General features: G+C 37.3%; 21 protein-coding genes, 1 tRNA gene and 4 pseudogenes. 6 read left to right on the forward strand and 20 right to left on the reverse strand.

Annotated features, from left to right (window positions below; translation table 11 throughout):
* From MCY_RS07370 to MCY_RS09200, 3 genes and pseudogenes are all read right to left on the reverse strand, one after another.
* Positions 1–107: helix-turn-helix transcriptional regulator (locus MCY_RS07370; RefSeq protein WP_007347745.1), on the reverse strand; the 107-nt coding region annotated here is incomplete at its 3' end.
* A 209-nt stretch (positions 108–316) separates the two neighbouring features.
* Positions 317–1,483, reverse strand: coding sequence for a tyrosine-type recombinase/integrase (locus tag MCY_RS07375; protein WP_007347746.1), 1,167 nt, complete (start codon positions 1,481–1,483; stop codon positions 317–319).
* 180 nt (positions 1,484–1,663) lie between these two features.
* A pseudogene (locus tag MCY_RS09200) lies at positions 1,664–1,850 on the reverse strand (FAD-dependent oxidoreductase); the annotation flags it as partial.
* A gap of 334 nt (positions 1,851–2,184) precedes the next feature.
* Between MCY_RS09200 and MCY_RS07380 the strand changes: the two are divergent.
* The 4 genes from MCY_RS07380 to MCY_RS07395 all read left to right on the forward strand — a co-directional run bounded on the left by MCY_RS07380 (position 2,185) and on the right by MCY_RS07395 (position 5,451).
* On the forward strand, positions 2,185–3,048 hold the full coding sequence (locus MCY_RS07380; protein ID WP_007347747.1) for a DsbA family protein: 864 nt from the start codon (positions 2,185–2,187) through the stop codon (positions 3,046–3,048).
* Positions 3,049–3,305: 257 nt separating this feature from the next.
* On the forward strand, positions 3,306–3,809 hold the full coding sequence (accB, locus tag MCY_RS07385) for an acetyl-CoA carboxylase biotin carboxyl carrier protein (protein ID WP_007347748.1): 504 nt from the start codon (positions 3,306–3,308) through the stop codon (positions 3,807–3,809).
* A gap of 14 nt (positions 3,810–3,823) precedes the next feature.
* Positions 3,824–5,182: an acetyl-CoA carboxylase biotin carboxylase subunit gene (gene accC / locus MCY_RS07390; RefSeq protein ID WP_007347749.1), complete on the forward strand. Its 1,359-nt coding sequence runs from the start codon at positions 3,824–3,826 to the stop codon at positions 5,180–5,182.
* A 196-nt stretch (positions 5,183–5,378) separates the two neighbouring features.
* A tRNA-Thr gene (locus MCY_RS07395) sits at positions 5,379–5,451 on the forward strand.
* Between the two features lie 101 nt (positions 5,452–5,552).
* Here the strand turns inward: MCY_RS07395 and MCY_RS07400 are convergent.
* The 3 genes and pseudogenes from MCY_RS07400 to MCY_RS07410 form a co-directional block, all read right to left on the reverse strand.
* Complete coding sequence (locus tag MCY_RS07400; protein ID WP_007347750.1) at positions 5,553–5,756, reverse strand: helix-turn-helix transcriptional regulator; 204 nt, start codon at positions 5,754–5,756, stop codon at positions 5,553–5,555.
* Between the two features lie 306 nt (positions 5,757–6,062).
* Positions 6,063–6,227, reverse strand: a complete 165-nt coding sequence (locus MCY_RS10100; RefSeq protein WP_244427340.1) for a DUF488 domain-containing protein — start codon at positions 6,225–6,227, stop codon at positions 6,063–6,065.
* Between the two features lie 166 nt (positions 6,228–6,393).
* Positions 6,394–6,787, reverse strand: a pseudogene (locus MCY_RS07410) (lambda exonuclease family protein); the annotation flags it as partial.
* Positions 6,788–6,942: 155 nt separating this feature from the next.
* Between MCY_RS07410 and MCY_RS07415 the strand changes: the two are divergent.
* Positions 6,943–7,623: pseudogene (locus MCY_RS07415) on the forward strand (tyrosine-type recombinase/integrase); the annotation flags it as partial.
* Here MCY_RS07415 and MCY_RS09700 read toward each other — a convergent pair.
* Together MCY_RS09700 and MCY_RS07420 are read right to left on the reverse strand one after the other, a co-directional pair.
* A pseudogene (locus MCY_RS09700) lies at positions 7,609–7,829 on the reverse strand (Arm DNA-binding domain-containing protein); the annotation flags it as partial. The pseudogenes MCY_RS07415 and MCY_RS09700 overlap by 15 nt on opposite strands.
* A gap of 371 nt (positions 7,830–8,200) precedes the next feature.
* Complete coding sequence (locus MCY_RS07420; protein ID WP_007347754.1) at positions 8,201–9,184, reverse strand: RluA family pseudouridine synthase; 984 nt, start codon at positions 9,182–9,184, stop codon at positions 8,201–8,203.
* A 237-nt stretch (positions 9,185–9,421) separates the two neighbouring features.
* Here MCY_RS07420 and MCY_RS07425 point away from each other — a divergent pair, with 237 nt between their 5' ends.
* Positions 9,422–11,209, forward strand: coding sequence for a glucan ABC transporter ATP-binding protein/ permease (locus MCY_RS07425; protein ID WP_007347755.1), 1,788 nt, complete (start codon positions 9,422–9,424; stop codon positions 11,207–11,209).
* A gap of 1,220 nt (positions 11,210–12,429) precedes the next feature.
* Here the strand turns inward: MCY_RS07425 and alaS are convergent.
* The 12 genes from alaS to rpmD form a co-directional block, all read right to left on the reverse strand.
* The gene (gene alaS, locus MCY_RS07430; RefSeq protein WP_007347756.1) at positions 12,430–15,096 is read right to left on the reverse strand and encodes an alanine--tRNA ligase; all 2,667 of its coding nucleotides are present in this window, start codon (positions 15,094–15,096) and stop codon (positions 12,430–12,432) included.
* A gap of 198 nt (positions 15,097–15,294) precedes the next feature.
* The gene (gene recA, locus MCY_RS07435; protein WP_007347757.1) at positions 15,295–16,338 is read right to left on the reverse strand and encodes a recombinase RecA; all 1,044 of its coding nucleotides are present in this window, start codon (positions 16,336–16,338) and stop codon (positions 15,295–15,297) included.
* A gap of 606 nt (positions 16,339–16,944) precedes the next feature.
* Positions 16,945–18,264: a replication-associated recombination protein A gene (locus tag MCY_RS07440; protein ID WP_007347758.1), complete on the reverse strand. Its 1,320-nt coding sequence runs from the start codon at positions 18,262–18,264 to the stop codon at positions 16,945–16,947.
* Positions 18,265–18,272: 8 nt separating this feature from the next.
* Positions 18,273–19,667 (reverse strand): DegQ family serine endoprotease, encoded by a 1,395-nt coding sequence (locus MCY_RS07445; RefSeq protein WP_007347759.1) that lies wholly within the window; start codon positions 19,665–19,667, stop codon positions 18,273–18,275.
* Positions 19,668–19,933: 266 nt separating this feature from the next.
* The gene (rplQ, locus tag MCY_RS07450; RefSeq protein ID WP_007347760.1) at positions 19,934–20,362 is read right to left on the reverse strand and encodes a 50S ribosomal protein L17; all 429 of its coding nucleotides are present in this window, start codon (positions 20,360–20,362) and stop codon (positions 19,934–19,936) included.
* 24 nt (positions 20,363–20,386) lie between these two features.
* Positions 20,387–21,400: a DNA-directed RNA polymerase subunit alpha gene (locus tag MCY_RS07455; RefSeq protein ID WP_007347761.1), complete on the reverse strand. Its 1,014-nt coding sequence runs from the start codon at positions 21,398–21,400 to the stop codon at positions 20,387–20,389.
* Between the two features lie 94 nt (positions 21,401–21,494).
* The gene (gene rpsK, locus MCY_RS07460; RefSeq protein WP_007347762.1) at positions 21,495–21,884 is read right to left on the reverse strand and encodes a 30S ribosomal protein S11; all 390 of its coding nucleotides are present in this window, start codon (positions 21,882–21,884) and stop codon (positions 21,495–21,497) included.
* A gap of 111 nt (positions 21,885–21,995) precedes the next feature.
* Positions 21,996–22,364 carry a 30S ribosomal protein S13 gene (gene rpsM, locus MCY_RS07465; RefSeq protein WP_007347763.1) on the reverse strand — a complete coding sequence of 123 codons (369 nt, stop codon included), beginning with the start codon at positions 22,362–22,364 and terminating at the stop codon, positions 21,996–21,998.
* Between the two features lie 173 nt (positions 22,365–22,537).
* Entirely contained in the window at positions 22,538–23,116 is a 579-nt protein-coding gene (locus MCY_RS07470; protein ID WP_007347764.1) for an adenylate kinase, read from the reverse strand.
* A complete protein-coding gene (gene secY / locus MCY_RS07475; protein ID WP_007347765.1) occupies positions 23,113–24,459 on the reverse strand; it encodes a preprotein translocase subunit SecY in 1,347 nt (448 codons plus the stop codon). Before secY ends, MCY_RS07470 begins: the two co-directional genes overlap by 4 nt.
* Positions 24,460–24,621: 162 nt before the next feature.
* Positions 24,622–25,089, reverse strand: a complete 468-nt coding sequence (rplO, locus tag MCY_RS07480; protein WP_007347766.1) for a 50S ribosomal protein L15 — start codon at positions 25,087–25,089, stop codon at positions 24,622–24,624.
* A gap of 20 nt (positions 25,090–25,109) precedes the next feature.
* On the reverse strand, positions 25,110–25,316 hold the full coding sequence (rpmD, locus tag MCY_RS07485; protein ID WP_007347767.1) for a 50S ribosomal protein L30: 207 nt from the start codon (positions 25,314–25,316) through the stop codon (positions 25,110–25,112).
* Positions 25,317–25,332 lie beyond the last annotated feature (16 nt).

The raw sequence follows: 25,332 nt of genomic DNA on the forward strand, positions 1-25,332 counted from the left end.
GGTTTTGGGAGAGAGCCATTGGTAACATGACGGCGGAAAGTTGAGACACTCATATGAAGCAATTTTGCACTTTCACGGTCAGTTAAAAGAATATCATTTTCGGTCATTTTAAAATCCTTTCATTCTCAAAAAATAGAACCAAATCATGCCTATTTATTAAGCACATTTTGGTTCATTTTTGAAGGTATTTTATTTATAGAAAACAATATATTATCATATAATTTGTGATGTGATAAATTATGCGTCTCATTGAGAGCGAATGAGAGAGAAGAGAGAGAAAGTTATCCACAGATCATGGGGTTATGCACCCCATATCTTAAGATTGACCAGTGACATAAGCGGCCCATTTATCCATATAGACACGGCGCTGTTCTAGATAGTCAGTCCGACGATAGGCACGCTCTACTTTGCCGCCGACCGTATGAGCTAAAATGGTTTCAGCGACCTCATAGGGGGCATCGGTTGTTTCAGCAAGCCAATTGCGTAAACTAGAGCGAAATCCATGGGGGCAGGCTTTAAGTCCAGTCTGTTGCATATATTGAGCCATACAGCGTGCAGCAAGGGGACCGTGACCTTTAGCAGAAAAAAAGAAATCATTGCGAGAAAGTAAACGCGCTTGTTTTAAAATGTCTAATGCTTCTGTTGATAAAGGGACGCGAAATTCTGTTGTAGCATCACGCTTTCCTTTCATATTTTCAGCAGGAATAGTCCATATATCCCCATCAATTTGATCTTTATGAATATGGCGTATAGGATTTGTACGAACCCCTGTCAGAATAAGCAAACGCAAAGCCAGTTGTGTGGGGTTTGTTGTTTCGCAAAGCGTTTTATAAAAAGTCGGAACCTTTCTCCAATCCATAGCTGGAAAATTTTGCGTTTTATGGCGTTGTTTGCCTAAGAGCGCGCGTGCTTTTTCGGTTGCCTGTAAATCAACATCCAATCCTAATGCAGCCGCATGTTTAAGACAAAGATTAAGACGTATCAATGCTTTCTCTGCTGTTGCAGCTTTTGTATGCCAGATAGGGGCAATAGTGTTGCGTATCTCAGTTTGTGTAATCTCTGAAACGGGTAAACAGCCTAATTTGGGAAGAATATGCAGTTTTAAAGGTGCAAACCAGATTCCGTCTTTGCCATCCCCTTTTAATTCAGCTTGCCGACTTTCAAAAGCATCTAAAGCAATATCTTTTAAATAATGAAGATTGCTTATTGCCTCACGCTTTTGTTTATTACGTTCTTTAATAGGGTCACGACCTTCTCGTAAAACCGAATGCCACCCAGTTGCCAATTCACGGGCTTTTTTTAAAGAGACATCTCGCAACGCTCCCAAACCCATTTCACGACGGCGTCCGTGAAGGGTATACCGTAAAATCCATTGAGCACCTCCATCTTTACGCTTATGAAGTAACAAGCCGGCGCTATCATTATATTTGCCAGCCCCCAATGTTGCGACAGATCTTGCATTAAGACGGTTCATAAGAGCCATTTTTAGTCCTTTCTTATATAAATTTATCCACACACTCATCCCGCTTTTGACGTGCAAGTGAGTGGTTTTGATTGATGCAACATAAAGAGATTTGAAATGAGAGAATCTTAGGTTATTCGGGACTCTCATTCAATATGAATAACGATATATTATCATTATAAATCAATGTGTTATCTAACTAAGACCACTATGAATAAGCTTTGTTGATGCACTTGAAGTTCCTAATGCAAGATCATTCATTTCAGCTAATCCCACTTTAAACCCGCACCTAGCTGCATCTCTTGCCAATCCACACCCGTTTATTCCCCCCCCCAATGATAAACAGTTCATAATGCATTGTGGTTTTCATAATCTCACTTTTCATTATTTAATTTTGTTTCACGGTACTCAATAAAGCAACAGTAAAAAACAATACAAGTGCTCTGCATTGTATTAATCAACGTGCTTTTTTCCAAAATAAATACACACAAAAAGCTTTTTGATACCCTTATAGCTCAAAATAACATTTGATAAATAAAGAGATAATTTTTTTATCCTTTAGAAAACATAATTCTTGCAAATGTGTTTCATATGAATTCTTTTTAGAGAAAAATTGCCTTTTATTGGTGAATATATACTATAATTCAATGATTTATTGCACATAGAGAATGCTTTTGATATCGTTCACTCAATGCCGCAATAGAAAATATGAAGGGATACAGATGGCTCATAAACCGCAAATAACATTTGTTTCAAAAATTGTAGCTCCTGTTATGCTGAGTATTTTAATCTTTTTACCTTCTTTATCAAACGCAACATTAAACCAAAAAACAATCAATCATTTAAACTTAGGAAAGCTTAAAATACAACTTCTGGAAGATTCTAACTTTTTATCTAAGCTTAAAGAAAAAATAACGCCCCATATTGATTCTCATCTTATTCAACAAATTGTGAGAGAGTATCTTCTTACTCATCCTGAAATTATGATTGAAATGCAGCTTATCCTTCAAGACAAGCTAGAAAAACAAAATGAATACGAAAACCAAAGACAAGCCTCAGCTATTCATTTATTGGAAAAGGAGATTTTTCATTCTCCTCATGATGCTGTTTTGGGGAATCCAAATGGCAAAAAAGTACTTGTTGATTTTTTTGATTACAATTGTAGCTTTTGTAAAAGCTCCTATTCATATATAGAGAACCTGATAAAAGAATACCCAGATCTACGGGTTATTATCAAGGATTTACCAGTTTTAGGATCCGATTCTATGGCGGCACATGCCATTGCCCATGTCTTTCGAAAACAATTTCCAGAAAAATATCCTCAATTTCACAAAACGCTTTTAATGTATCAAGGTCGCGCAAATGAAGCTAAAGCTATTAAAATAGCTGTTTCATTAGGAGCAGATGAAAAAAAACTCCGTAATGCACTAAAAGATCCTAATCTGAAAAACGCTTTTAAAGAAAATATTCAAATTGCCTCGACACTTCATATTACAGGGACACCTTCTTACATCATTGGTAATAAAATATTCATCGGCGCAGTTAAACAAGATATTCTAAAACAAGCAATAGATAATGTACAGTAAATGACTATTTTATACCTGATCCGTTTTAGAAAGAATACTGTAAGTGAAATAATTTTATGCTTTCTCTTTTTTGACAACAAGCTTATAAAAGTAATTTTGTATAAAGCAGATACGAGTTCGAAATTGCAAAGTAGCAAAGTATATGACTTAAAGGAAAGAGAATCTTTAAATCTCAAAAAATATCATTCCTAATCTAAAGATATTCGGTCATGAAATGAGATAATACGATCTTCATTGATCAAGGAGTTAGAAATAAAATGGCAATAGAAAAAATTGATTCGGCAAAACATACCTCAATTGATACGAGAGTCGTTCGTGATCTTGCTGAAATTTTAAATGATACAAATTTAACAAATATTGAAGTTGAGCACGGAGAACTTCGTATTTGTGTTTCACGCCAAAATACCTCAACTTCTTCTGAGCAAACAATCTATGCTCCTGTTCCTACTCCTACTTTTTCTGTAACAACTTCTTCTTCAGTTCCAACCGCTGAGACTTCTATACAATCTAGCCAAGAAGATAAATCAAAAAACACAATAACCTCTCCAATGGTTGGAACAGCTTATCTCGCACCTTCACCAGGCGCCCAACCTTTTGTAGAGGTAGGGCAAAATGTTTCTGAAGGGGAAACATTACTTATTATTGAAGCTATGAAAACAATGAATCAAATTTCATCACCACGCTCAGGCAAAGTTACCACTGTTCTTGTCAAAGATGGACAACCTGTTGAATTTGGTGAACCACTTATTATTGTTGAATAAAGCGAGGAGCAACCATGATTCGAAAAATCCTCATTGCTAATCGGGGAGAAATTGCTCTTCGCGTTTTACGTGCATGCAAAGAACTTGGCATAAAGACTGTAGCTGTTCATTCTACTGCTGATGCAGATGCAATGCACGTTCGTCTTGCTGACGAAAGTGTTTGTATTGGCCCTCCCCCCGCTCGTGTTTCTTATTTAAGTGTCCAGCAAATTATTGCTGCTTGTGAAATAACTGGAGCTGATGCTGTTCATCCAGGTTATGGCTTTCTTTCTGAAAATGCAAAGTTTGCAGATGTTCTAGAAGCTCATGATATTATATTCATCGGTCCAACAGCTGCTCATATTCGAATTATGGGTGATAAAATCGAAGCAAAAAAAACCGCCAAAAAACTTGGTATTCCTGTCGTTCCTGGTTCAGATGGTGCTGTCACTGAAGAAGCAGATGCTTTACGCACTGCTCGTGAAATTGGTTATCCAGTTATTATTAAAGCTTCTGCCGGTGGTGGTGGGCGTGGTATGAAAGTCGTTCATTCTGAACAGGAATTTTCTATAGCTCTCAAAACAACTCGTTCAGAAGCGAAAGCAGCTTTTGGTGATGATGCTGTTTATATAGAGAAGTATTTGGAAAAACCTCGTCATATCGAAATTCAAATCATAGGAGATGGTGCGGGAAATGCTATTCATTTAGGAGAACGTGATTGTTCGCTTCAACGACGCCATCAAAAAGTATGGGAAGAAGCTACGTCACCTGCACTTAATGAAACTGAGCGGACAAAAATTGGCAATATTGTTGCCAATGCTTGTGCCCAACTTGGATACCGTGGAGCAGGTACTATTGAATTTCTTTATGAAAATGGTGAATTTTATTTCATTGAAATGAATACACGTTTACAAGTTGAACATCCTGTAACTGAAGAAATTACAGGTATAGATTTAGTCCATGAACAAATTCGTATTGCATCAGGCTGCAAGCTTTCAGTAACACAAAATGATGTCTGTTTTTCTGGTCATGCTATTGAATGCCGAATTAATGCAGAAGATCCTATTAATTTTACACCATCACCTGGCATCATTACACATTTCCATCCTCCTGGAGGATTAGGAATTCGTGTTGATTCAGGTGCTTATTCAGGTTATCGGATTCCTCCTTATTATGATAGCATGATTGGAAAGCTGATTGTTCATGGACGTACCCGTTTAGAATGTATGATGCGTTTACGGCGTGCTTTAGATGAATTTGTCGTCGATGGGATAAAAACTACACTTCCCCTCTTTCGCGATCTTATTAATAATCAAGATGTTTCTGATGGTAATTATAATATTCACTGGCTAGAAAAATATCTTGCTCACCAATCAATGTCTTCAGAATCGTAATTCAATAGTGAAACAGTAAATTCTTATCAAAGATTCTCTAAGACATTAATATAAGGATCATTCCAATGTTGCGGTAAAAAGTGGTAAAAAAGAAATGAGCTGATTATTTGTTCTATATTTTTCTTTTAATATGCACAAAAATTGATAATTTTTTATTTTCCTTTTTGTGAGTTTATGCTAATCTTTACGCAGTTATGCCCTTATAGCTCAGTTGGTAGAGCACCTGATTTGTAATCAGGGGGTCGGGAGTTCGAGTCTCTCTGGGGGCACCGTTTTTTTATTTAAGTTATTAAGATACATATATTTTTCCTTTAAACAGTAATTTCCGGATCACCTTTTAGACCACCTCTTGTGGTTTATACAATTTTACTTAATTTGTTGCTATTTGCTCCGTATTTTTCTTTGGAGTAAAAGCTAGAATCTCTTTTTTTCTCCATCTTACTGCTCTCCCTAGCTTGTAGGACTGAGGAAATTTCCCTTGAAGCACCCAATTGCGAATCGTTGTTGTGGATACACTAAAAAGCTGTGCACATTCACGGATTGTTACATATCTATCGCCATCATCAAATATCATCTCATTACCTTTCTCTTTTTCATGTTATGTAAATAAGTGGGCTGATAAGAGACTCCTCTGTATTTAAAATTTGCAAATTTATTTGTTAGATGTGTTTAATTTCATATTCCCAACAACCTTTTAGTTGTGTAAGAACCAAAGCTACTTTAGCCCCGATGGCACATACACACATCAGTTTCAAAGCAAGTAATTGCAACACGTCTTTTATTTAAAAAAGTTCGTATAATTTTCCTATTGCATGAGAATTGTTCCTAAGTGTTGTACTTTGATATTTTTCAAAAAGACGTTCATAATCTTATGGGGTTTTTAAATTTCATCGTTTTTCAGAAGCAATTCCAAGTTCGGGCATATATATATATATTCAATATCAATATTGCTTAAAGCTTTCTCTAATGGTCCTTTTGAAAAACCACGTTCGCGGCTTATTGGATTTTTACGAACATCACATAAAATCTTGATATTATTTTCCATGAGATAATTAAGATAATTTTCGAGAGATTTCCCCTCATAGCCAATGGTAAAAAACAAAATTTTTCATCTTTAGCAGACGGTAGGATAATATGTTTGATGTCAGGCACGTTTAATTTCCTTGTACGAAAGGGCGGGAGTGCTGGGAGGAAAAAGCACTCCCATAACTTCATGCAGCTTTCGTCGAGATCTTTTCCATCTCTTGCTCTATTTCCTCTAAGAAGCGATTTACCTACAAAATGCGGATTATAGCTAATGAAATCACACCATTTACGTCCAGTACAAGCCATTTGAAATTGCATTTGTGCGCTATATTCAGGCTTAATCTGGTTATCGATAAAAAAGCGTAAATGGGTATTTGCTTGCGGGCATTTAACTTCAACTAAACCGTCATCATCAACAAATCCATCAGGACTTGTACCAGCCATTTCTATTTTGGGATGTTGGATGAAACCACATGAAATGACCTCTGTATCATAAATGAATGCATATTCTTTCATCAAGGCATCTTCTTCATGTTCAATGCCCCATTGCATAGCTGGTACAAAATATTGATTTATAATGATAATTCACTTCTTTGTATGTTGAATGAGAGTCCCGAATAACGTAAGATTCTTTCATTTCAAATCTATTTATCTTGAATCAATCAAAATCATTCGTTTGCACGTTACAAGCAGGATTAGTGTGTGGATCAAATTTATATAAGAAAAGAATAAAAATGGCTCTTATGAACCGTCTTAATGCAAAATCTGTCGCAACATTGGGAGCAGACAAATTAATGATGGTGCCAGCTTGCTTCTTCATAAGCGTAAAGATGGAGGTGCTCAATGGATTTACCGTTATACCCTTCACGGGCACCGTCGCGAAATGGGCTTGAGTGCCTTGAGAGATGTCTCTTTAAAAACAAGCTCGTGAAACTGCAACAAAATGACGTTCTGTTTTGCATAAGGAACGTGACCCCATTAAAGAACACAATAAACAAAAACGTGAAGCGATGCGTAATCTCCATTATTTAAAAGATATTGCTTTAGATGCTTTTAAAAACTGTAAAGCTGAATTAAAAAATGATGGTAAGAATGGAAGTTGGTTTTTACCCTTAAAACTTCACATTTTACCCAAATTAGGTTGTCTGCCCGTTTCTAAAATTAAGCAAACAGAAATACGCAATGTTCTTGCTCCTATTTGGCATACAAAAGCTGGAACAGCTCGTAGAGTTCTCATTCGTCTCAATCTTTGTCTCAAACATGCCGCTGTATTAGGGTTGAATGTTGATTTACAAACTGTAGAAAAAACACGTGCTCTCTTAGGTAAACAACGTCATAAAACCACTAATAGATCAACCATAGATTGGAGAGATGCGCCGGCTTTTGTCTGCCAAATAGGAGACAGAACGCCATTGATTTGCCAATTCACGGGCTTTTTTAAAGAAACGTTTCGCAACGCCCCCAATCCCATTTCGCGACGACGTCTATGAAGGGTATACCGTAAAATCCATTGAGCACCCCTATCTTTATGCTTATGAAGAAGCAAGCCGGCATCATCATTATATTTACCAGCCCCCAATGTTGCGACAGATCTTGCATTAAGACGGTTCATAAGAGCCATTTTTAGTCCTTTCTTATACAAATTTTACCCATACTCCAGCCCCACTTATGACGTGCAAAGAAGTGGTTTTGATTGATTTAAGATAAACAGATTTAAAATAAGAGAATCCTACGTTATTCGTGACTCTCATTCAATATGAGCAACGCTATATTATCATTATAAATCAATATATTATATAGAAAAACAATACAATCCATATAAATAAAAAACTGTAGAAAGAAAACTTATGATATTTAAAAATTCATCACTCAAAAACACAGCTCTCTTCTAGCGATTAACTATCAAAAGCTCTCTTCCAATAGTGCTCTATCCATCTTATTAAATTTATAGAAAAAATTTGCACAAATCAAAAAGAACAAATTGAAGTTATTTTACTCTGTTTCAGCATCCTTCTCATTAAAAGATAAAAGATTAAAACTTTGAACCATATGAGGTGGTAAAGGTGCAACAATATCCAATATTCCTCCTGAAGGATGAGGGATACGAATACGACGCGCATGAAGATGAAGGCGGTTTTGAATGCCTCCTGGTAATGTCCAATTACTATCAGAAAAAAAATACTTTGTATCACCAATGATAGGATGATCCATATGAGCGGCATGCACACGAAGCTGATGTGTTCTCCCCGTATAGGGTTCCATTTCAAGCCACGAAAGAGTTCGCCCTCGCGTATCTAAGATACGATAGTAAGAAACCGCATGATGTGAATCTGGCTCTCCATGTTCACAAACATGCATTTTATCACCTTGTGTAGTTATTTCCTTAACCATCCACGTTGAAATTTTATCCTGCTTTTTTTTAGGAACACCCCGAACCAACGCCCAATAAGTCTTTTTCGTTTCCCGCGCTCTAAAAGCAGCTGTTAAGGCTTGAGCAACTCCCCTTGAACGCGCAACAACAAGCACACCTGACGTCTCACGATCAAGGCGATGAACCAAACGTGGCTTTTCACCTTTTTTATTGCGCCACACCTCAAGCATACTATCCATATGACGCATTAAACCAGAACCTCCTTGTACAGCAAGACCTGCTGGTTTGTTAAAAACAAAGACCTTTGGATCTTCATAAAGCAGCATTTTTTTCAAAACGGTTTCATCATCCTGCCCACGAAATGTTTTATCCGTTATTGGAAGACTTTCCTTGCTATCAATGGGTAGAGGTGGAATACGAACAAACTGCCCCATAACAAGACGTGCATCAGCTTTAACACGTCCACCATCAACCCGGATCTGACCAGAACGCAATAGTTTTTGCAAGGCTCCAAACCTAAGTCCTGGATAATGTACTTTAAACCAGCGATCTAAACGCATTCCATTTTCATCTACCTCAACTTTTTTTATTTCAATGCCTGCCATGAAAATTCCTTTACCTGATAATTTTTCCCACCCAATATTTTTTGCCTAATAAATTCTACTGCTCTATATTTGCGCTTTCATAAACACAAAAATTCATATTTTAGTTGGCCTTATCACACCATATTACAGTTCGTATCCAAAATTTTATTTTCTTAACATGCAAATTTTATTAGCTAAAAATTTAGCTTATAAAAATCAACAACCTTTACGCGTAACAGCAGATGGAGATAATTAACGGTGTCCTTACTCAAAACCTATGCACGTGTTCTCATTTACCTAAACAGAGAAAAAAATGCATCCCTTTTAATCTGTACCGCTAATGTTATATTAGCCATTATCACTATTGCAGAACCTATTTTATTTGGACGCGTTATTAATTCTATTACAGAAAAATCAGAAATCATCCCTACTCTTGCCATTTGGGTTTGTTTTGGACTTTCACATATTATTGCTTATGTCCTTGTTGCACGCAGTGCTGACCGCTTAACACATAAATGTCGCTTAATGGTTTTAACAAAATCTTTCGAACGTATCATTGCTATGCCTTTAATTTGGCATCAACAACGAGGAACGTCTAATACACTCCATACACTTTTGCGCGCTATAGACTCTATGTCAACCATATGGCTTGATTTTATGCGCCAACATCTCTCAACGTTTGTTGCCTTATTGACCCTCATCCCCATAGCCTTTCACATGAATTGGCGTCTTTCAATAGTTTTGGTTGTTCTCGCCATCATCTATGTATTAATTGCACGTTTAGTGATGCAAAAAACAAAAGATGGACAAGCTTCTGTAGAATGCTATCATCACAATCTTTTTAAACATGTCAGTGATTCAATCTCTAATGTTTCTATTGTACAAAGTTATAATCGTATAAAAGAAGAAACTTCTATACTAGAGCAGCATATAAATGCTCTGCTTAAAGTACAAAATCCTGTTCTCAATTGGTGGGCTCTTGCCAGTGGCTTAAATCGAATGGCTTCAACGATTTCAATCGTTTGTGTTCTACTCCTTGGAGCTTTTTTTGTTGCAAAAGATCAATTACGGGTAGGTGAAGTTGTTGCATTTGTTGGATTTGCGCAGCTCATGATTAGTCGTCTAGACCAAATGAGCAATTTTATTAATTGTGCGATATCTTCACAAGCAAAATTGCAAGAATTTTTTGAAATGGAAGACTCAACCTTTCATATCAACGAGCCCCAAAATCTCCCTTCCCTTAAAAATGTTAAGGGCGCCATACAATTCCATCACGTTACCTATAAATTTCCCAATTCTTCTCAAGGTGTTTTTGACATTTCCTTTGAAATTAAAGCAGGAGAAACTGTTGCGATTGTAGGACCAACAGGGGCTGGAAAGACAACATTAATCAATCTATTGCAGCGCGTATACGACCCTACCTTTGGGCATATCTCTATCGACGGAATAAATATCCGCTCGATCAATCGTGAATCTTTACGCAAATCTCTAGCAACAGTTTTTCAAGATACGGGTCTTTTCAACCGTAGTATTCATGACAATATCTCAATAGGAAAAGAAAATGCAACAAACGAAGAACTTTATAAAGCCGCAAAAATAGCAGAAGCTCATGATTTTATTGTAAGAAAAGCTGATTGTTATAACACAATGGTGGGCGAACGCGGATCTCAATTATCAGGTGGAGAAAAACAACGATTAGCAATTGCGCGCGCTATTTTAAAAAACGCCCCCATTCTCATTCTAGATGAAGCAACAAGCGCTCTTGATGTTGAAACAGAAGCACGTGTCAAAAATGCTCTTGATGGCATAAACCATAAGCGTACCACTTTCATTATAGCACATCGCCTCTCAACAGTCCGTAATGCTGATGCGATACTCTTTCTAGAACATGGTTACTTAATTGAAAAAGGAAACTTTCAAGAATTGATCGATAAAGGAGGCCGTTTTTCTCAATTTTTAAAAGCAAGCGGTTTAACAATCACTCCACCAAAAAAAGAAGGAGAAAATGAAAACATCATCCCCTTACATGAAGCCATAGCATCGTAAAAATGATACTCTTCACAAATCTCATACAAAAAACACCTCTTCACGACAACAAGAGCCCTTTGTTGATACCAGTAAAAAGATTCCTAAGAATGCTACAATCCATTTTGATGTGAGAGGTTTGAATAAATATCAAAACAATTTAGAACTTTTTCTGCTGTTGCAACTTTACTAGATTGGAATAAAAATATTGCGCAGATCTTTGTATATTAACAAATATACAATCTAATCTTAATAAAATACAAAGCTAAAAAGTTTCCAGTTTTACCATCTCCTTTTAACACAGATTCCGCCTTTCAAAACGATCTAAAGCAATATCTTTTAAATAATGAATATTACGCACTGCTTCACGCTTTTGTTTAGCATGTTCTTTTAGTGGAATAAATCTCACGCAAAGAACAAAACGTCTTTGTGTTACACATCCATCAGATACTTTTTAAAAGAAACATTTCTCAATACCCTTAACCTATTTTTTACAATGGTATGCATAAATGATTTTGGTTGATTTAACATACACAGATTTAAAATGAGAAAATCCTCCGAATCTTGGAGCTCTTATTCAAGCTATAAAACGATAAATTGCCATTACAACGCAATATATTGAGGCGATAATATCATAATAAATTAGATTTATGCAATATCGTTCTAATTTATATTGATAATTCATCACTTTATAACTTGTATAAAACTTTACCAATAGAAAAAAATATTCTCTTCAAAACCTTTAATGATCAATTAAAAAACTTTCTGTTTGTACATAATAAGACAAATGAAAGCAAGACAACAACCCTCTTATAAGTCTTTTCAATACAAAGAATTTTAATCATTAAAAAACTAATAGAATAATAACAGCTTGTAATTTTACAAGCGTAAAGATACTCACATACAATAAACCTTGTATTATACTTTTCATAAAATAGGATAAAGATATTTCTTTAAAACAAACTTGTCAAAACAGCAAAATGGCTCCTACACTTCATAAAATACAATAAAGCAAAGCATGAAATGCTGTATAAACTCTCTTATTAAAAAAATGCCTCTCACATCTCTTGAAAAACATAAGACTAAATGAAAAAATACTGTTTTTATCTTTGCATTCTTGTATTATCCGTCAATAATATTGTATCCTTATTTCAGCAATACACCAGACAGATACTCATGATAATTACAAATTACCCAACATAAAAATATAAAAAAACACTGATAAGAAAAGATTTTACTTTTTAAGTTCTTTCCAGAAAATCTTTTAATGCTGCAAATGCCTCATCAGCCTTATTTCCCTCAGGCCCACCGGCCTGCGCCATATCAGGACGGCCCCCTCCACCTTGACCACCAAGTACTGCTGAAAGAATACGAACAAGATCAACAGCATTTAACTTACCCGTTAAATCATCCGTAACGCCAACAACAGCACTCCCTTTTCCATCCTCCGAAACACTAATAAAAGCAATCACTCCAGATCCAATTTGTTTTTTTCCAGAATCAACGAGTACCTTAAGATCTCTTGGTAAAATACTTTTGACAATACGCCCGATAAAAGAAAATCCATTGATAATAGTAATATCATCTTGACTACTTTTTGTTATTCCCCCACTCAACGCCATTTTCTTACGTACATCATTCAACTCTTTTTCAAGTTTACGACGATCATCAAGCAAAACTTTCACCCGTTCTTCTACATCCAAGGAAGAAATTTTTAAAAGATCAGCAATTTCATGAATACGCTTATCTTGGCAACAAAGATAAAGACGCGCTGCTGCTCCTGTTAAAGCTTCAATACGGCGCACTCCAGCTGAAACAGAACTTTCAGAAATAATATGAATCAAACCAATATCGCCTGTTCTTTCCACATGTGTCCCTCCACAAAGCTCAATAGACCAACGTTTTTTTAATCCTTCCTGTCCAAGTATTTTCCCCATAGAAACAACGCGGACCTCATCAGCATATTTTTCACCAAATAATGCCATTGCTCCTTCAGAAATTGCATCATCTACAGCCATAAGTCTTGTTGTAACTCTACTATTTTGCAAAACAATCTCATTTACTAGATCTTCTATTTTTTTCAATTCTTCCAAAGAAACTGATTTTGGATGAGAAAAATCGAAACGCAACCGATCTGGCGATACAAAGGACCCCTTTTGAGTAACATGAGATCCCAATATTTGGCGTAAAGCCTCGTGTAACAAATGAGTAGCAGAATGATTTGCACGAATTTTTTTACGACGCACAATATCCACGGTTAACTCAACACAATCAAGCGTCTTTGCTTGGCCAGATTTCACTTCTCCAAGATGAATAACAACACCATCACCTTTTTTTTGAGTATCATACACCTCAAAAATAAAACCTTCAGCAGAAATGATACCGCTATCACCAACTTGCCCCCCAGATTCACCATAAAAAGGGGTCTGATTCACCACAAGGATGGCTTTCTGCCCTGAAGCAATATCATCAACAACTTTACCATCACACACAAGAGCTGTAATAATGCCTTCAGCTTTCTCTGTTTCATAACCCAAAAATTCTGTCGCCCCTACTTTATCACGAACAGAAAACCAAATTGTCTCCATCACAGCTTCACCAGAACCAGACCAATGAGCACGAGCTTCCTCTTTCTGGCGTTTCATCGCTTTATCAAAGCTATCAATATCAACAGATATTCCACGACGCCGAAGCACATCCTGCGTCAAATCAAGTGGAAAACCATAGGTATCATAAAGCTTGAAAGCAACTTCACCATTTAAATGATCTCCTTCTTTAAGAAGGCTACTGGCTTCATTTAACAAACCAAGTCCTCGTTCAAGCGTGTTACGAAAACGTATTTCTTCTAAATTTAAAATTTCTGAAATCAAAGATTCAGCACGCACCAATTCAGGATAAGCATGTCCCATTTCACGAATTAAAGCAGGCAAAAGACGCCATATCAAGGGCTCTTTAGCACCAAGAAGATGCGCATGACGCATAGCACGACGCATAATACGACGTAAAACATATCCTCTTCCTTCATTGGAAGGAAGAACACCATCAGCAATCAAAAATGCGCACGAGCGAAGATGATCAGCAATGACACGATGGCTTGCCATAAAATCGCCAGTTGCCTCAATTCCTGTAATTTCTTCTGATGCTTTAATTAATGCACGAAAAAGATCAATATCATAATTATCATGAACGCCCTGTAAAACTGCAGCAATGCGCTCTAACCCCATACCTGTATCAATAGAAGGGTGAGGCAAATCAACACGTTCTTCCTTGGAAATCTGCTCATATTGCATAAAAACAAGATTCCAAATCTCAATAAAGCGATCACCATCTTCTTCTATACTTCCAGGGGGCCCACCCCAGATTTCATCACCATGATCATAAAAAACTTCCGAACAAGGACCACAAGGACCTGTATCGCTCATAGCCCAAAAATTATCAGCTGTTGCAATACGAATGATTTTTTCATCAGGAAGACCTGAGATTTTACGCCATAATTCAGCAGAAACATCATCATTATGATAAACTGTCACCAATAATTTATCTTTTGGCAGGCAAAATTCCTTTGTTAAAAGATCCCATGATAAAAAAATGGCTTCTTCTTTAAAATAATCACCGAAAGAAAAATTACCTAACATTTCAAAAAATGTATGATGGCGCGCTGTATAACCAACATTATCAAGATCATTATGCTTTCCACCCGCACGAACACATTTTTGTGCTGTTGTTGCCTTTTTATAAGAAGGTTGTTCAAGTCCGGTAAAAATATTTTTAAACTGCACCATTCCTGCGTTTGTAAACATAAGCGTAGGATCATTACGTGGAACAAGTGGGCTAGAAGAAAGAACTTCATGCCCATTACGATGAAAATAATCCAAAAATGCTAACCGGATGCTATTAACACTATTCATATTGACACCTGCTCAATACAGCACAAAACCATCCCCCCCTCATTAAATATCCTCTCTGCCACACATGGAGCCAATTTAATCAAAAAATGGAATATTTATTCAAAAAAATTAAGAAAAAATCACTGTATATTTAAAATTCAACCAAATAAAAACAGAAAAAATCTTCAATGAAAAAATTACAAATAGAAAAACGCTCCATCAAATGACTTCATCGCTTTCTATATTTTCTGACCCAGAATTTTCTAATAATTCAATTGCAATCAAACCAGCATTTTGACGTAAAGCTGTTTCAATCTCAGTCGCTATTTCTGCATGTTCACGTAAAAACTGCTTCACATTCTCGCGTCCCTGTCCCAAACGTTGAGAGTTATAAGAGAACCACGAGCCAGATTTTTCCACAATACCAACTTTCACTCCCAAATCAATCAACTCACCTAACTTGGAAATACCCTCCCCATAAATAATATCAAATTCAACTTGTTTGAAGGGAGGAGCCAACTTATTCTTCACCACTTTAACACGCGTTTGATTGCCAACAATCATATCCCGATCCTTAATAGACCCAATGCGGCGAATATCTAAACGAACAGAAGCATAAAACTTTAAAGCATTTCCCCCTGTCGTTGTTTCAGGCGAACCAAACATCACACCAATTTTCATACGAATTTGATTAATAAAAATCACCATACAGTTAGAACGAAAAATAGAAGCCGTAAGCTTTCGCAAAGCTTTACTCATCAATCGTGCTTGTAATCCTGGTAAAGCATCTCCCATTTCACCATCAATTTCTGCTCGCGGCGTTAAGGCTGCAACAGAATCCACAACAAGCACATCAACCGCACCAGAACGAACCAGCGTCTCTGTAATTTCCAATGCCTGTTCACCAGTATCGGGTTGAGAAATGAATAAGTTCTCTAAATCAACACCAAGCTTGCGTGCATAAATAGGATCAAGCGCATGCTCTGCATCAATAAAAGCACAAACCCCACCACTTTTCTGTGCCTCAGCAATAGCATGGAGAGCCAATGTTGTCTTCCCAGAACTCTCTGGTCCATAAATCTCAACAATCCGCCCCTTCGGTAATCCACCAATCCCTAAAGCAATATCCAAGGATAACGACCCTGTTGGAACTGTTTCAATTTCAACAACCTGCTCTTTCTGCCCAAGACGCATAATGGAGCCTTTACCAAAAGAACGTTCAATTTGAGAAAGAGCAGCATTGAGAGCTTTTGTTTTATCCACGATTATATCCTTGACCGATTCATAATAATCTAACACTTAGAGTGTACACTGTACTTTTAATTTAACTAAAGCCTTGAGTTTAAATTTTCACAGACTATTTCCATTTCTATTCCCAGATTATATCCATAACATACCATGACCATCACAATCAAAAAATTGTCATTGCTCGTCTTATGATATAAAAGAAATCCCAAATTAAAATAATACTTCTATAAGAAAACAAAGTAACACATTTATATCTCTCTAGAAAAGAAACAATTTAAATTTCAACACAATGTTCTATATCCCTTCTAGCTTATCCTTTTTGTTAAGTACTTAAAAGAGAAAAACTTTTTTGCTTTTAATCATACAAAAACGCATCATCAATAAAAACCACACCCTATTGCATTCAATTTGATACTACAAAACAAAGTATTTTAAGAGTTGAAAGAAATATTTTTTAACTTCGTCACCATCAAAAGATATGCACCTTAAGGATACCAATAAAAAAAATCGGCTCTACGAGCAATAAAATAAATATTTAACAAATAAGCTAAATTGTTCTTACAATGACATAAGAGATAAAAAATAAATCTAAAATCAATAAAAAACGTATTCCAACTTATTTTATTTTTGACTTTTACGTTTTTGGCGCAATTGTTTCCACCATTCAAGACGTTTCACAATTTCACGCTCAAAACCACGTTCAACTGGTTTATAATAGCTCTGATGCCCTAGTTTTTCAGGAAAATACTCTTGTCCTGAAAAAGCATCTGGTTCATCATGGTCATAATAATACCCCTCTCCATACCCCTCCTCCTTCATAAATTTCGTAGGAGCATTAAGAATATGTTTAGGAGGCGGCAAAGAGCCATTTTTGCGGGCACAACGCAGTGCTGCTTTATACGCGAGATATGTTGCATTTGACTTTGGTGCAGTTGCAACATAAAGACATGCCTGTACCAAAGCCAATTCTCCTTCTGGTGATCCTAAATAATCGTAAGCATCTTTTGCCGCATTACAAATGACAAGAGCTTGAGGATCCGCCAAACCAACGTCTTCAACAGCCATACGAACCAATCTTCGCCCAATATAGAGAGGATCCTCACCAGCATCCAACATACGTGCTAAATAATAAAGCGCCGCATCAGGATCAGATCCACGAACAGATTTATGCAATGCTGAAATGAGATTATAATGTCCATCTCGTCCTTTATCATAAACGGGGGCACGACGTTGAACAATTTTTTGCAAAGCACCAACATCAATAATTTCCCCTGACGGTGCAATAGACAAAACATCTTCTGCCAATGTCAATGCCACCCGTGCATCACCATCAGACATCTCTATCAAAACGTTTCTAGCCTTATTATCCAAGGGAAGACACTTTCCCTCTACTTTTTCAGCACGCTTCAAAAGCATATCCAAATTTTCATGATCATGGGAAGAAAATGTCAAAACACGTGCACGCGAAAGAAGAGCAGCATTTAGTTCAAAAGAAGGATTTTCTGTTGTTGCCCCTATAAGTACTACAGTACCATCTTCTATAACAGGAAGAAAACTATCCTGCTGTGCACGATTAAACCGATGAATCTCATCGACAAAAAGAAGCGTTTTATTCCCAGACATAAAACGCTTCTGTGCAATTTCAAAAATTTTTTTAAGTTCAGAAACGCCTGTAAAAATAGCAGAAACCTGCTCAAAAGCGAAATTTGTTTCAAGTGCTAACAAACGTGCAACTGTGGTTTTTCCCGTCCCTGGAGGTCCCCAAAAAATCATTGATCCAATTGAACCAGCTGCCACCATACGTGAAAGCAAACCATCCTCTCCAATCAAATGCTTCTGTCCCACAACATCATTGAGACAACAAGGGCGCATTCTTTCGGCAAGTGGTTGATTTTTATTAACTTGAAAATCAAACGACGAAGTAAAAAAATCTTTCTTCAAAAAAAACCTCAACGAATAAATTGGCGAATATACATACCATCACGTTCATATTCCAATTGCCAAGTACGCGAACGAGCTTGCATAAGAATTTTTTTTAACTGATGAACTGTTTGAATTTTATGACCATTTACAACACGTAGAATGTCTCCTGAGCGAAAAATTCCAGCAGCATTGCTCATTTCATCAATATTGGTAATCACAACACCTTTTGCAGATATAGGAAGATGAAAACGTCGACTATTTTGCGGTGTTAAATCTAACACTTCAGCACCAGCAAGAGGACTTTCACCCGTAATTTTTTCAGATTTTAAAAATGCAGTTTCCGATATCGATAAAACTGTTATCTGTGTTTTTAAAGTTTTTCCATTTCGTAAATATTCTAAATCAAGACTATGCCCAATGCCCGCAATCATCAAACGATATCCAAGACTATCTGGACTATCAACGCGCATCCCCTGCACACTCAAAATAACATCGCCCACTTTCAAACCAGCTTTTTCAGCAGGACTATCTTTGATAATTTCAATAACAAGAGCACCATAAGGACGTTCCAATCCTAAACCACCAGCAATATCAGAAGTAACATTTTGAAAAGATGCCCCAATATAAGGTGGCACAAAATATTTTCCACCACGTTTAACAGTATCAAGCATCACTTTTACAAGATTAACTGGAATAGCAAAACCAATTCCAACAGAACCACCTGAACGCGAATAAATAGCCGTATTAATCCCGATTAACTGACCTTTCATATCAATTAAAGCTCCACCAGAGTTTCCTGGATTAATAGCAGCATCTGTTTGAATAAAAAAGTCAAAATCAGAAATCCCAACACGTGTACGCGCTTGTGCTGAAACAATACCACTTGTAACCGTTTGACCAACACCAAAAGGATTACCAATAGCAAGCACAAGATCCCCAACCTCAACAGCATCAGAATTTCCCAAAGGAAGAACAGGAAATTGAGCATTTTTTGCATCAACTTTAAGAACAGCCATATCCGTTGCTTCATCTTTGAGTACAACCTTGCTCTCAAATTCTCGCCCATCAGCAAAAGCAACTTTAATTTCGCTTGCATCTTTAATGACGTGGTAATTTGTAACAATCAAACCACGTTCATCAACAATTACCCCTGACCCTAAAGACGACTGCTTACGAACAGGAAAATTATTTTGCAAACGACCAAAAAATTGTTCAAAAAATGGATCCCCCTCAAAAGGCGACCGCGCTCTAATTTGTCGAGCCGCATAAATATTAACAACAGATGGAACCGTCTTTTTAACTAAAGGAGCAAATGAAAGAGTGATTTCTTTTTGTGTTTGAGGAACATGAGCATATGTACGATCAAACGATATCTGAATCATAATTGCCAAAAAAAAATACACCCCCAAAACATACCTCATAATCTACTCCTTAATACAATCAGCACATTCTGTTGAAGATTAATAGAATGAAAAAGTCATCCATCTAAATTAAAGATCCTATTAATATTTCATAATAGAGAATAAAAACAACCTATTCACACCATAAATATTATAAAAATCATATAATTCAATCTCCTATAATTTTTGCTCTGCATCTATTTCTCAAGTACAACAAACTTAAAAGTCCTCACAAAAAAACCGCCCAAGGCAAGGCGGCCTTTTAAAACCCAATAGAATAAAAAAACTTACGAAGAAGTTTTCTTTTCATTCTCAGAAACTTCCATACGAGCACGATCCACGGCCCCCTTCGCTTCAACATCACGATCAACAAATTCTATAACGGCCATAGGCGCATTATCGCCGGTACGAAATCCAGCTTTCATAATACGCAAATACCCACCGTTGCGTGATGCATAACGTGGCGCAAGCGTATCAAATAATTTTGCAACCTTCGCTGTATCACGAAGTGCCGCAATTGCCTGTCGACGTGCATGCAAACCACCACGCTTTCCAAGAGTAACGAGTTTTTCAACAATAGGACGAATTTCTTTAGCCTTTGGAAGCGTTGTCACAATCTGCTCATGCTCGATCAACGAGATTGCCATATTTGCAAACATCGCTTTACGGTGGCTGGCAGTCCGATTCAACTTGCGGCCTGACTTATTATGGCGCATAAGCCCTCTCCTTAAATTTTAATTTTAATACTGATCTTCATAGCGTTTAGCAAGATCATCAATGTTTTCAGGCGGCCATGCAGGAATTTCCATTCCAAGATGTAACCCCATACATGCCAATACTTCTTTAATCTCATTCAACGACTTGCGACCAAAGTTCGGTGTCCGAAGCATTTCAGTTTCCGTTTTTTGAATAAGATCACCAATATACACAATATTATCATTTTTAAGACAATTTGCCGAACGAACTGAAAGTTCTAATTCATCCACTTTTTTGAGAAGAGCAGGATTAAAAGAGAGCTCAGAATCAGCTTCTTCAACAGGTTCCTTCTGAGGTTCTTCAAAATTAATAAATAACGATAATTGATCTTGAAGAATACGTGCTGCAAAAGCAACAGCATCTTCTCCATTAACAGCACCATTAGTTTCGATTGTTAATGTTAATTTATCATAATCCAGAACTTGCCCTTCACGTGTATTTTCCACTTTATAAGACACTTTACGAATTGGCGAATAAAGACTATCAATTGGAATAAGTCCAATACGTGCATCATCAACACAATTACGATCTGATGGAACATATCCCTTGCCAGTATTGACAATGAATTCCATACGAATTTCAGCATCTTCATCAAGAGTGCAAATAACATGATCTGGATTTAGAATTTCCATATCGCCAACGGTATTGATATCTCCCGCCTTCACGACACCAGGACCCTCTTTATAAACAACAACACGTTTAGGTCCTTCTTCTTCCATACGAAGCGCAATTTCCTTTACATTTAGGATAATATCCGTAACATCCTCACGCACACCTGGAATTGATGAAAATTCATGTAATACACCGTCAATCTGCACAGCGGTAATAGCTGCACCACGAAGCGAAGATAACAACACGCGACGAAGCGCATTTCCTAATGTTAGACCAAACCCCCGCTCCAAAGGCTCAGCAATCACACTCGTAACATTCGGATTATCATGCGTACACGACTCGACCTTATTGGGCTTAATAAGTTCCTGCCAGTTTTTCTGGATCATATTTTTATTCCCGTTCTTTAGTTCCGTTACCATTCAATCGTAACGACCAATGTGAACATCAGAGAAGTCTCCGACAACAAAAAACAACACCCAATTAAACACGTCGTCTTTTCCGTGGACGACATCCATTATGAGGAATTGGTGTTACATCGCGAATAGAAGTAATAACAAAACCAACAGATTGCAACGCGCGTAAAGCAGATTCACGCCCTGATCCAGGACCACAAACCTCAACTTCCAAAGAACGCATACCATGCTCTTGCGCTTTCCTCGCACAATCCTCTGCAGCAACTTGAGCAGCAAAAGGTGTAGATTTACGCGCCCCTTTGAACCCCTGAGCACCTGCAGATGACCAAGCAATTGCATTTCCCTGAGCATCGGTAATAGTAATCATTGTGTTATTAAATGTTGAATTAATATGCACAACACCTGATGAAATATTTTTACGTTCGCGACGACGAACACGTGTGGCTTCTTTGGCCATAATTTTCCTTTCAACGATCTCATCACTGCCGTAATATCAGCAGCTCCACCTTTCTAATTCTTGTCCAACAAATCAAACAAGAAAAATATATAAAAAGCCTTGCAAAGGCTCTTACTTCTTCTTACCGGCAATTGCTTTAGCAGGTCCCTTACGCGTACGAGCATTCGTATGTGTACGCTGTCCGCGAACAGGCAAAGACCGACGATGACGCAGTCCACGATAACAACCAAGGTCCATCAAGCGCTTAACATTCATAGCGATTTCACGACGAAGATCACCTTCAACTTGATATCCCTGATCTATCGCTTCACGAATCTGCAACACCTCAGCATCTGAAAGCTCATGCACTCGGCGTCCGCTGGGAATAGCAACCTTTTCAATAATTTCTTGAGCAAATTTTGGTCCAATCCCGTGAATATATTGAAGCGCGATAATTACACGCTTGTTTGCCGGGATATTGACGCCAGCAATACGAGCCACGTCTATTCTCCTTAGTTATATTGACAAATTTAAAATACCTGACGTACCTTATAGAAAAAACAGACTCAGAATAAAATTCTTCCGAATCCTCTCATTTCACTGAAATAAATTATTTTCATTTGTGATAGATTTCATTTCAAAAGTCAACTCTTTTCATTTACTTCTAAAAAATCTCATGAAAGAAAACCTTTAATCATACGTGTCACTTCAGCAATACCAATCATTCCATCAACAACCTTCAACATCCCCCTCTCTGAATAAAACTTTGATAAGGGAGCTGTTTTTTCACGATATTCTACTAATCTTTTTGCAAAAGCAATTGGGTTATCATCCAAACGAACCTGTCCACCCACCGCTATTGTTTCTTGAACACGCCTTTTCATACGTTCAATCAACGCGTCTTCATCAACAGACAACTCAATAACAGCATCAAGCTTTATATTTTTTGACTCCAGTATCTGTTGCAATGCTTCAGCCTGCCCCACAGTTCGCGGATATCCATCCAACACAAAACCGTTTATACAATCAGCTTCATCAATTCGATCTGATACGATTTGGTTAACAATACTATCAGGAACTAAAGCACCGGAACTTATAATCGCTTTAGCTTTCTTACCAATTTCTGTTTCCTTGGCAACAACCTCACGCAATATATCCCCCGTTGATAAATGAGGAATATCATATTCCTCAGTTAACAGTTTAGCTTGGGTACCTTTCCCTGCTCCAGGAGGACCTAAAAGAATAACCCTCATCGACTCCTTCTACCTCCACGAAGTTTTGATTTTTTTATCAATCCTTCATATTGGTGGGCAACAAGATGTCCCTGAATTTGAGCAACTGTATCAAGTGTAACAGTAACAACAATCAACAAGGACGTCCCTCCAAGATAAAAAGGAACCTGTAACGCAGATATCATAAATTCAGGTAATAAACAAACCGAGATAATGTAAATAGCACCTACAACAGTAATGCGCGTCAAAACGTAATCAATATATTGGGCTGTACGCTCACCTGGACGAATTCCTGGAATAAAACCAGAATGCTTTTTCAACTGATCTGCAGTATCATTTGGATTAAATACAATAGCCGTATAAAAAAAACAAAAAAATGCCATTAAAAATGCATAAATAATCATATAAAGCGGTTGTCCATGACCAAGTGCATAAGAAATCATCTGAATCCATTGTGGCATTTTATCAGAAAAATTATTAATAGTGGCGGGTAATAGCAATAAAGATGATGCAAAAATAGGTGGAATAACACCAGCAGTATTCAACTTTAAAGGAAGATGAGACATATCACCTTGAAACATTTGATTACCGACCTGACGTTTTGGGTACTGAATAAGAATCCGCCGTTGCGCACGCTCTATAAAGACGATAAGTCCGATAACCAAAACAGCGATAAGAACAATTCCCATTAAAAGAAAAGTTGATAAGTCAGCCTGACTATGAGCTGTCAAAAGCTGAGCAAAAGTAGAAGGAAAATTGGCTACAATCCCTGTAAAAATGATGAGAGAAACCCCATTACCAATACCACGTGATGTAATTTGTTCGCCAAGCCACATTAAAAACATAGTCCCGCCAACAAGTGTAATAACAGCAGAGATACGAAACATAAGTCCTGGTTCTAAAACAATTTGAAGCCCTGTTCCTATACCACTTTCAAGCGCAACCGCAATACCAAAAGCTTGTAGAATTGCCAACACGACTGTCACATAACGCGTATATTGATTAATAATCTTACGACCTACCTCACCCTCTTTTTTAAGAGTCTCCAAAGAAGGAATAACGGATGTCAGCAATTGTACAATAATAGATGCCGATATATAAGGCATAATACCCAAAGCAAAAATCGCCATACGCCCAACAGCGCCTCCAGCAAACATATTAAAGAGTCCTAAGACACCCGATGCGTGATGCTCAAATGTTTGCCGCAAAGCATCAATATTAATACCTGGAAGAGAGATATAAGTGCCAAAACGATAGACAAGAAGCGCCCCTAGAGTAAACCAGATACGTTTCTTTAATTCAGTTGCACGCGAAAAGGTACCGAAGTTTATATTGGAAGCAAACTGCTCTGCTGCTGATACCATAAAACGTCTCCACTTCACACTCCAGCTCTTTAAATCACAGAAGTATAACCATAAAATCCATATCTTGATACATAAATAAGCGCGGAAATTAAACAATTCCACACAAAAAATCTTGCAGAATAGATGCAATCCATCTTGAGATCTCTACTCATATCAAAAAAATCACCGAACGACGTCAGGAAAAATAATCTGACCGCCCACCTTTTCAATCTTAACACGAGCAGCCTGTGAAGCGCCAGAAACATAAAATATAATCTTATCTTTCAAATCACCGTCAGAAAGAAGACGAACACCATCTTTTTCACGACGAATAATCCCAGCCTCTTTCAAAGCAATCATATCAACAGGTTTCTCAATATTCAACTTACCTGCATCAACCGCCAACTGAACACGTCCCAGGGAAACCTCATTATAGTTTTTAGCAAAGAAATTTCTAAATCCACGCTTTGGTAAACGCCGATAGATAGGCATTTGCCCACCTTCAAAACCATTAAGAGAAACACCAGAACGAGAACTTTGCCCTTTTACACCACGACCACCAGTCTTACCAGTACCCGAACCGATACCACGTCCAACACGTTTACGATTTCTTGTTGCACCTTTGCAATCACGCAGTTCATTGAGTTTCATATCTAATACTCCTGCAACCCTTAATCTTCATCTATAACGCGAACAAGATGCCGAACCCGAGCAATCATACCCCGTACAGAAAGTGTATCTTTTAAAACACGCCTCCGACGCATCTTATTTAGTCCAAGCCCCTTTAAGGTTGCGCGCTGAATCTGTGAATTTCGAATAGGACTTCCAATTTGCTCTACCGTTACAGTTTTACTACTCTGAGATCTTTTTTGAACCATTTCCTAATTCCTTTTC

The sequence above is a fragment of the Bartonella rattimassiliensis 15908 genome (assembly GCF_000278215.1).
Taxonomy (GTDB): domain Bacteria; phylum Pseudomonadota; class Alphaproteobacteria; order Rhizobiales; family Rhizobiaceae; genus Bartonella; species Bartonella rattimassiliensis.

Excerpts from the sequence above, each read along its gene's own strand:
- MCY_RS07470 (WP_007347764.1), bottom strand. The coding sequence starts at position 23,116 with ATGAGGGTTATTCTTTTAGGTCCTCCTGGAGCAGGGAAAGGTACCCAA.
- alaS (WP_007347756.1), bottom strand. The coding sequence starts at position 15,096 with ATGAATAGTGTTAATAGCATCCGGTTAGCATTTTTGGATTATTTTCAT.
- MCY_RS10100 (WP_244427340.1), bottom strand. The coding sequence starts at position 6,227 with ATGGAAAATAATATCAAGATTTTATGTGATGTTCGTAAAAATCCAATA.
- MCY_RS07400 (WP_007347750.1), bottom strand. The coding sequence starts at position 5,756 with ATGATATTTGATGATGGCGATAGATATGTAACAATCCGTGAATGTGCA.
- rpsK (WP_007347762.1), bottom strand. The coding sequence starts at position 21,884 with ATGGCCAAAGAAGCCACACGTGTTCGTCGTCGCGAACGTAAAAATATT.
- accB (WP_007347748.1), top strand. The coding sequence starts at position 3,306 with ATGGCAATAGAAAAAATTGATTCGGCAAAACATACCTCAATTGATACG.
- rplQ (WP_007347760.1), bottom strand. The coding sequence starts at position 20,362 with ATGCGCCATAATAAGTCAGGCCGCAAGTTGAATCGGACTGCCAGCCAC.
- rpmD (WP_007347767.1), bottom strand. The coding sequence starts at position 25,316 with ATGGTTCAAAAAAGATCTCAGAGTAGTAAAACTGTAACGGTAGAGCAA.
- rplO (WP_007347766.1), bottom strand. The coding sequence starts at position 25,089 with ATGAAACTCAATGAACTGCGTGATTGCAAAGGTGCAACAAGAAATCGT.
- MCY_RS07420 (WP_007347754.1), bottom strand. The coding sequence starts at position 9,184 with ATGGCAGGCATTGAAATAAAAAAAGTTGAGGTAGATGAAAATGGAATG.
- MCY_RS07455 (WP_007347761.1), bottom strand. The coding sequence starts at position 21,400 with ATGATCCAGAAAAACTGGCAGGAACTTATTAAGCCCAATAAGGTCGAG.
- MCY_RS07380 (WP_007347747.1), top strand. The coding sequence starts at position 2,185 with ATGGCTCATAAACCGCAAATAACATTTGTTTCAAAAATTGTAGCTCCT.
- secY (WP_007347765.1), bottom strand. The coding sequence starts at position 24,459 with ATGGTATCAGCAGCAGAGCAGTTTGCTTCCAATATAAACTTCGGTACC.
- MCY_RS07375 (WP_007347746.1), bottom strand. The coding sequence starts at position 1,483 with ATGGCTCTTATGAACCGTCTTAATGCAAGATCTGTCGCAACATTGGGG.
- MCY_RS07445 (WP_007347759.1), bottom strand. The coding sequence starts at position 19,667 with ATGAGGTATGTTTTGGGGGTGTATTTTTTTTTGGCAATTATGATTCAG.
- accC (WP_007347749.1), top strand. The coding sequence starts at position 3,824 with ATGATTCGAAAAATCCTCATTGCTAATCGGGGAGAAATTGCTCTTCGC.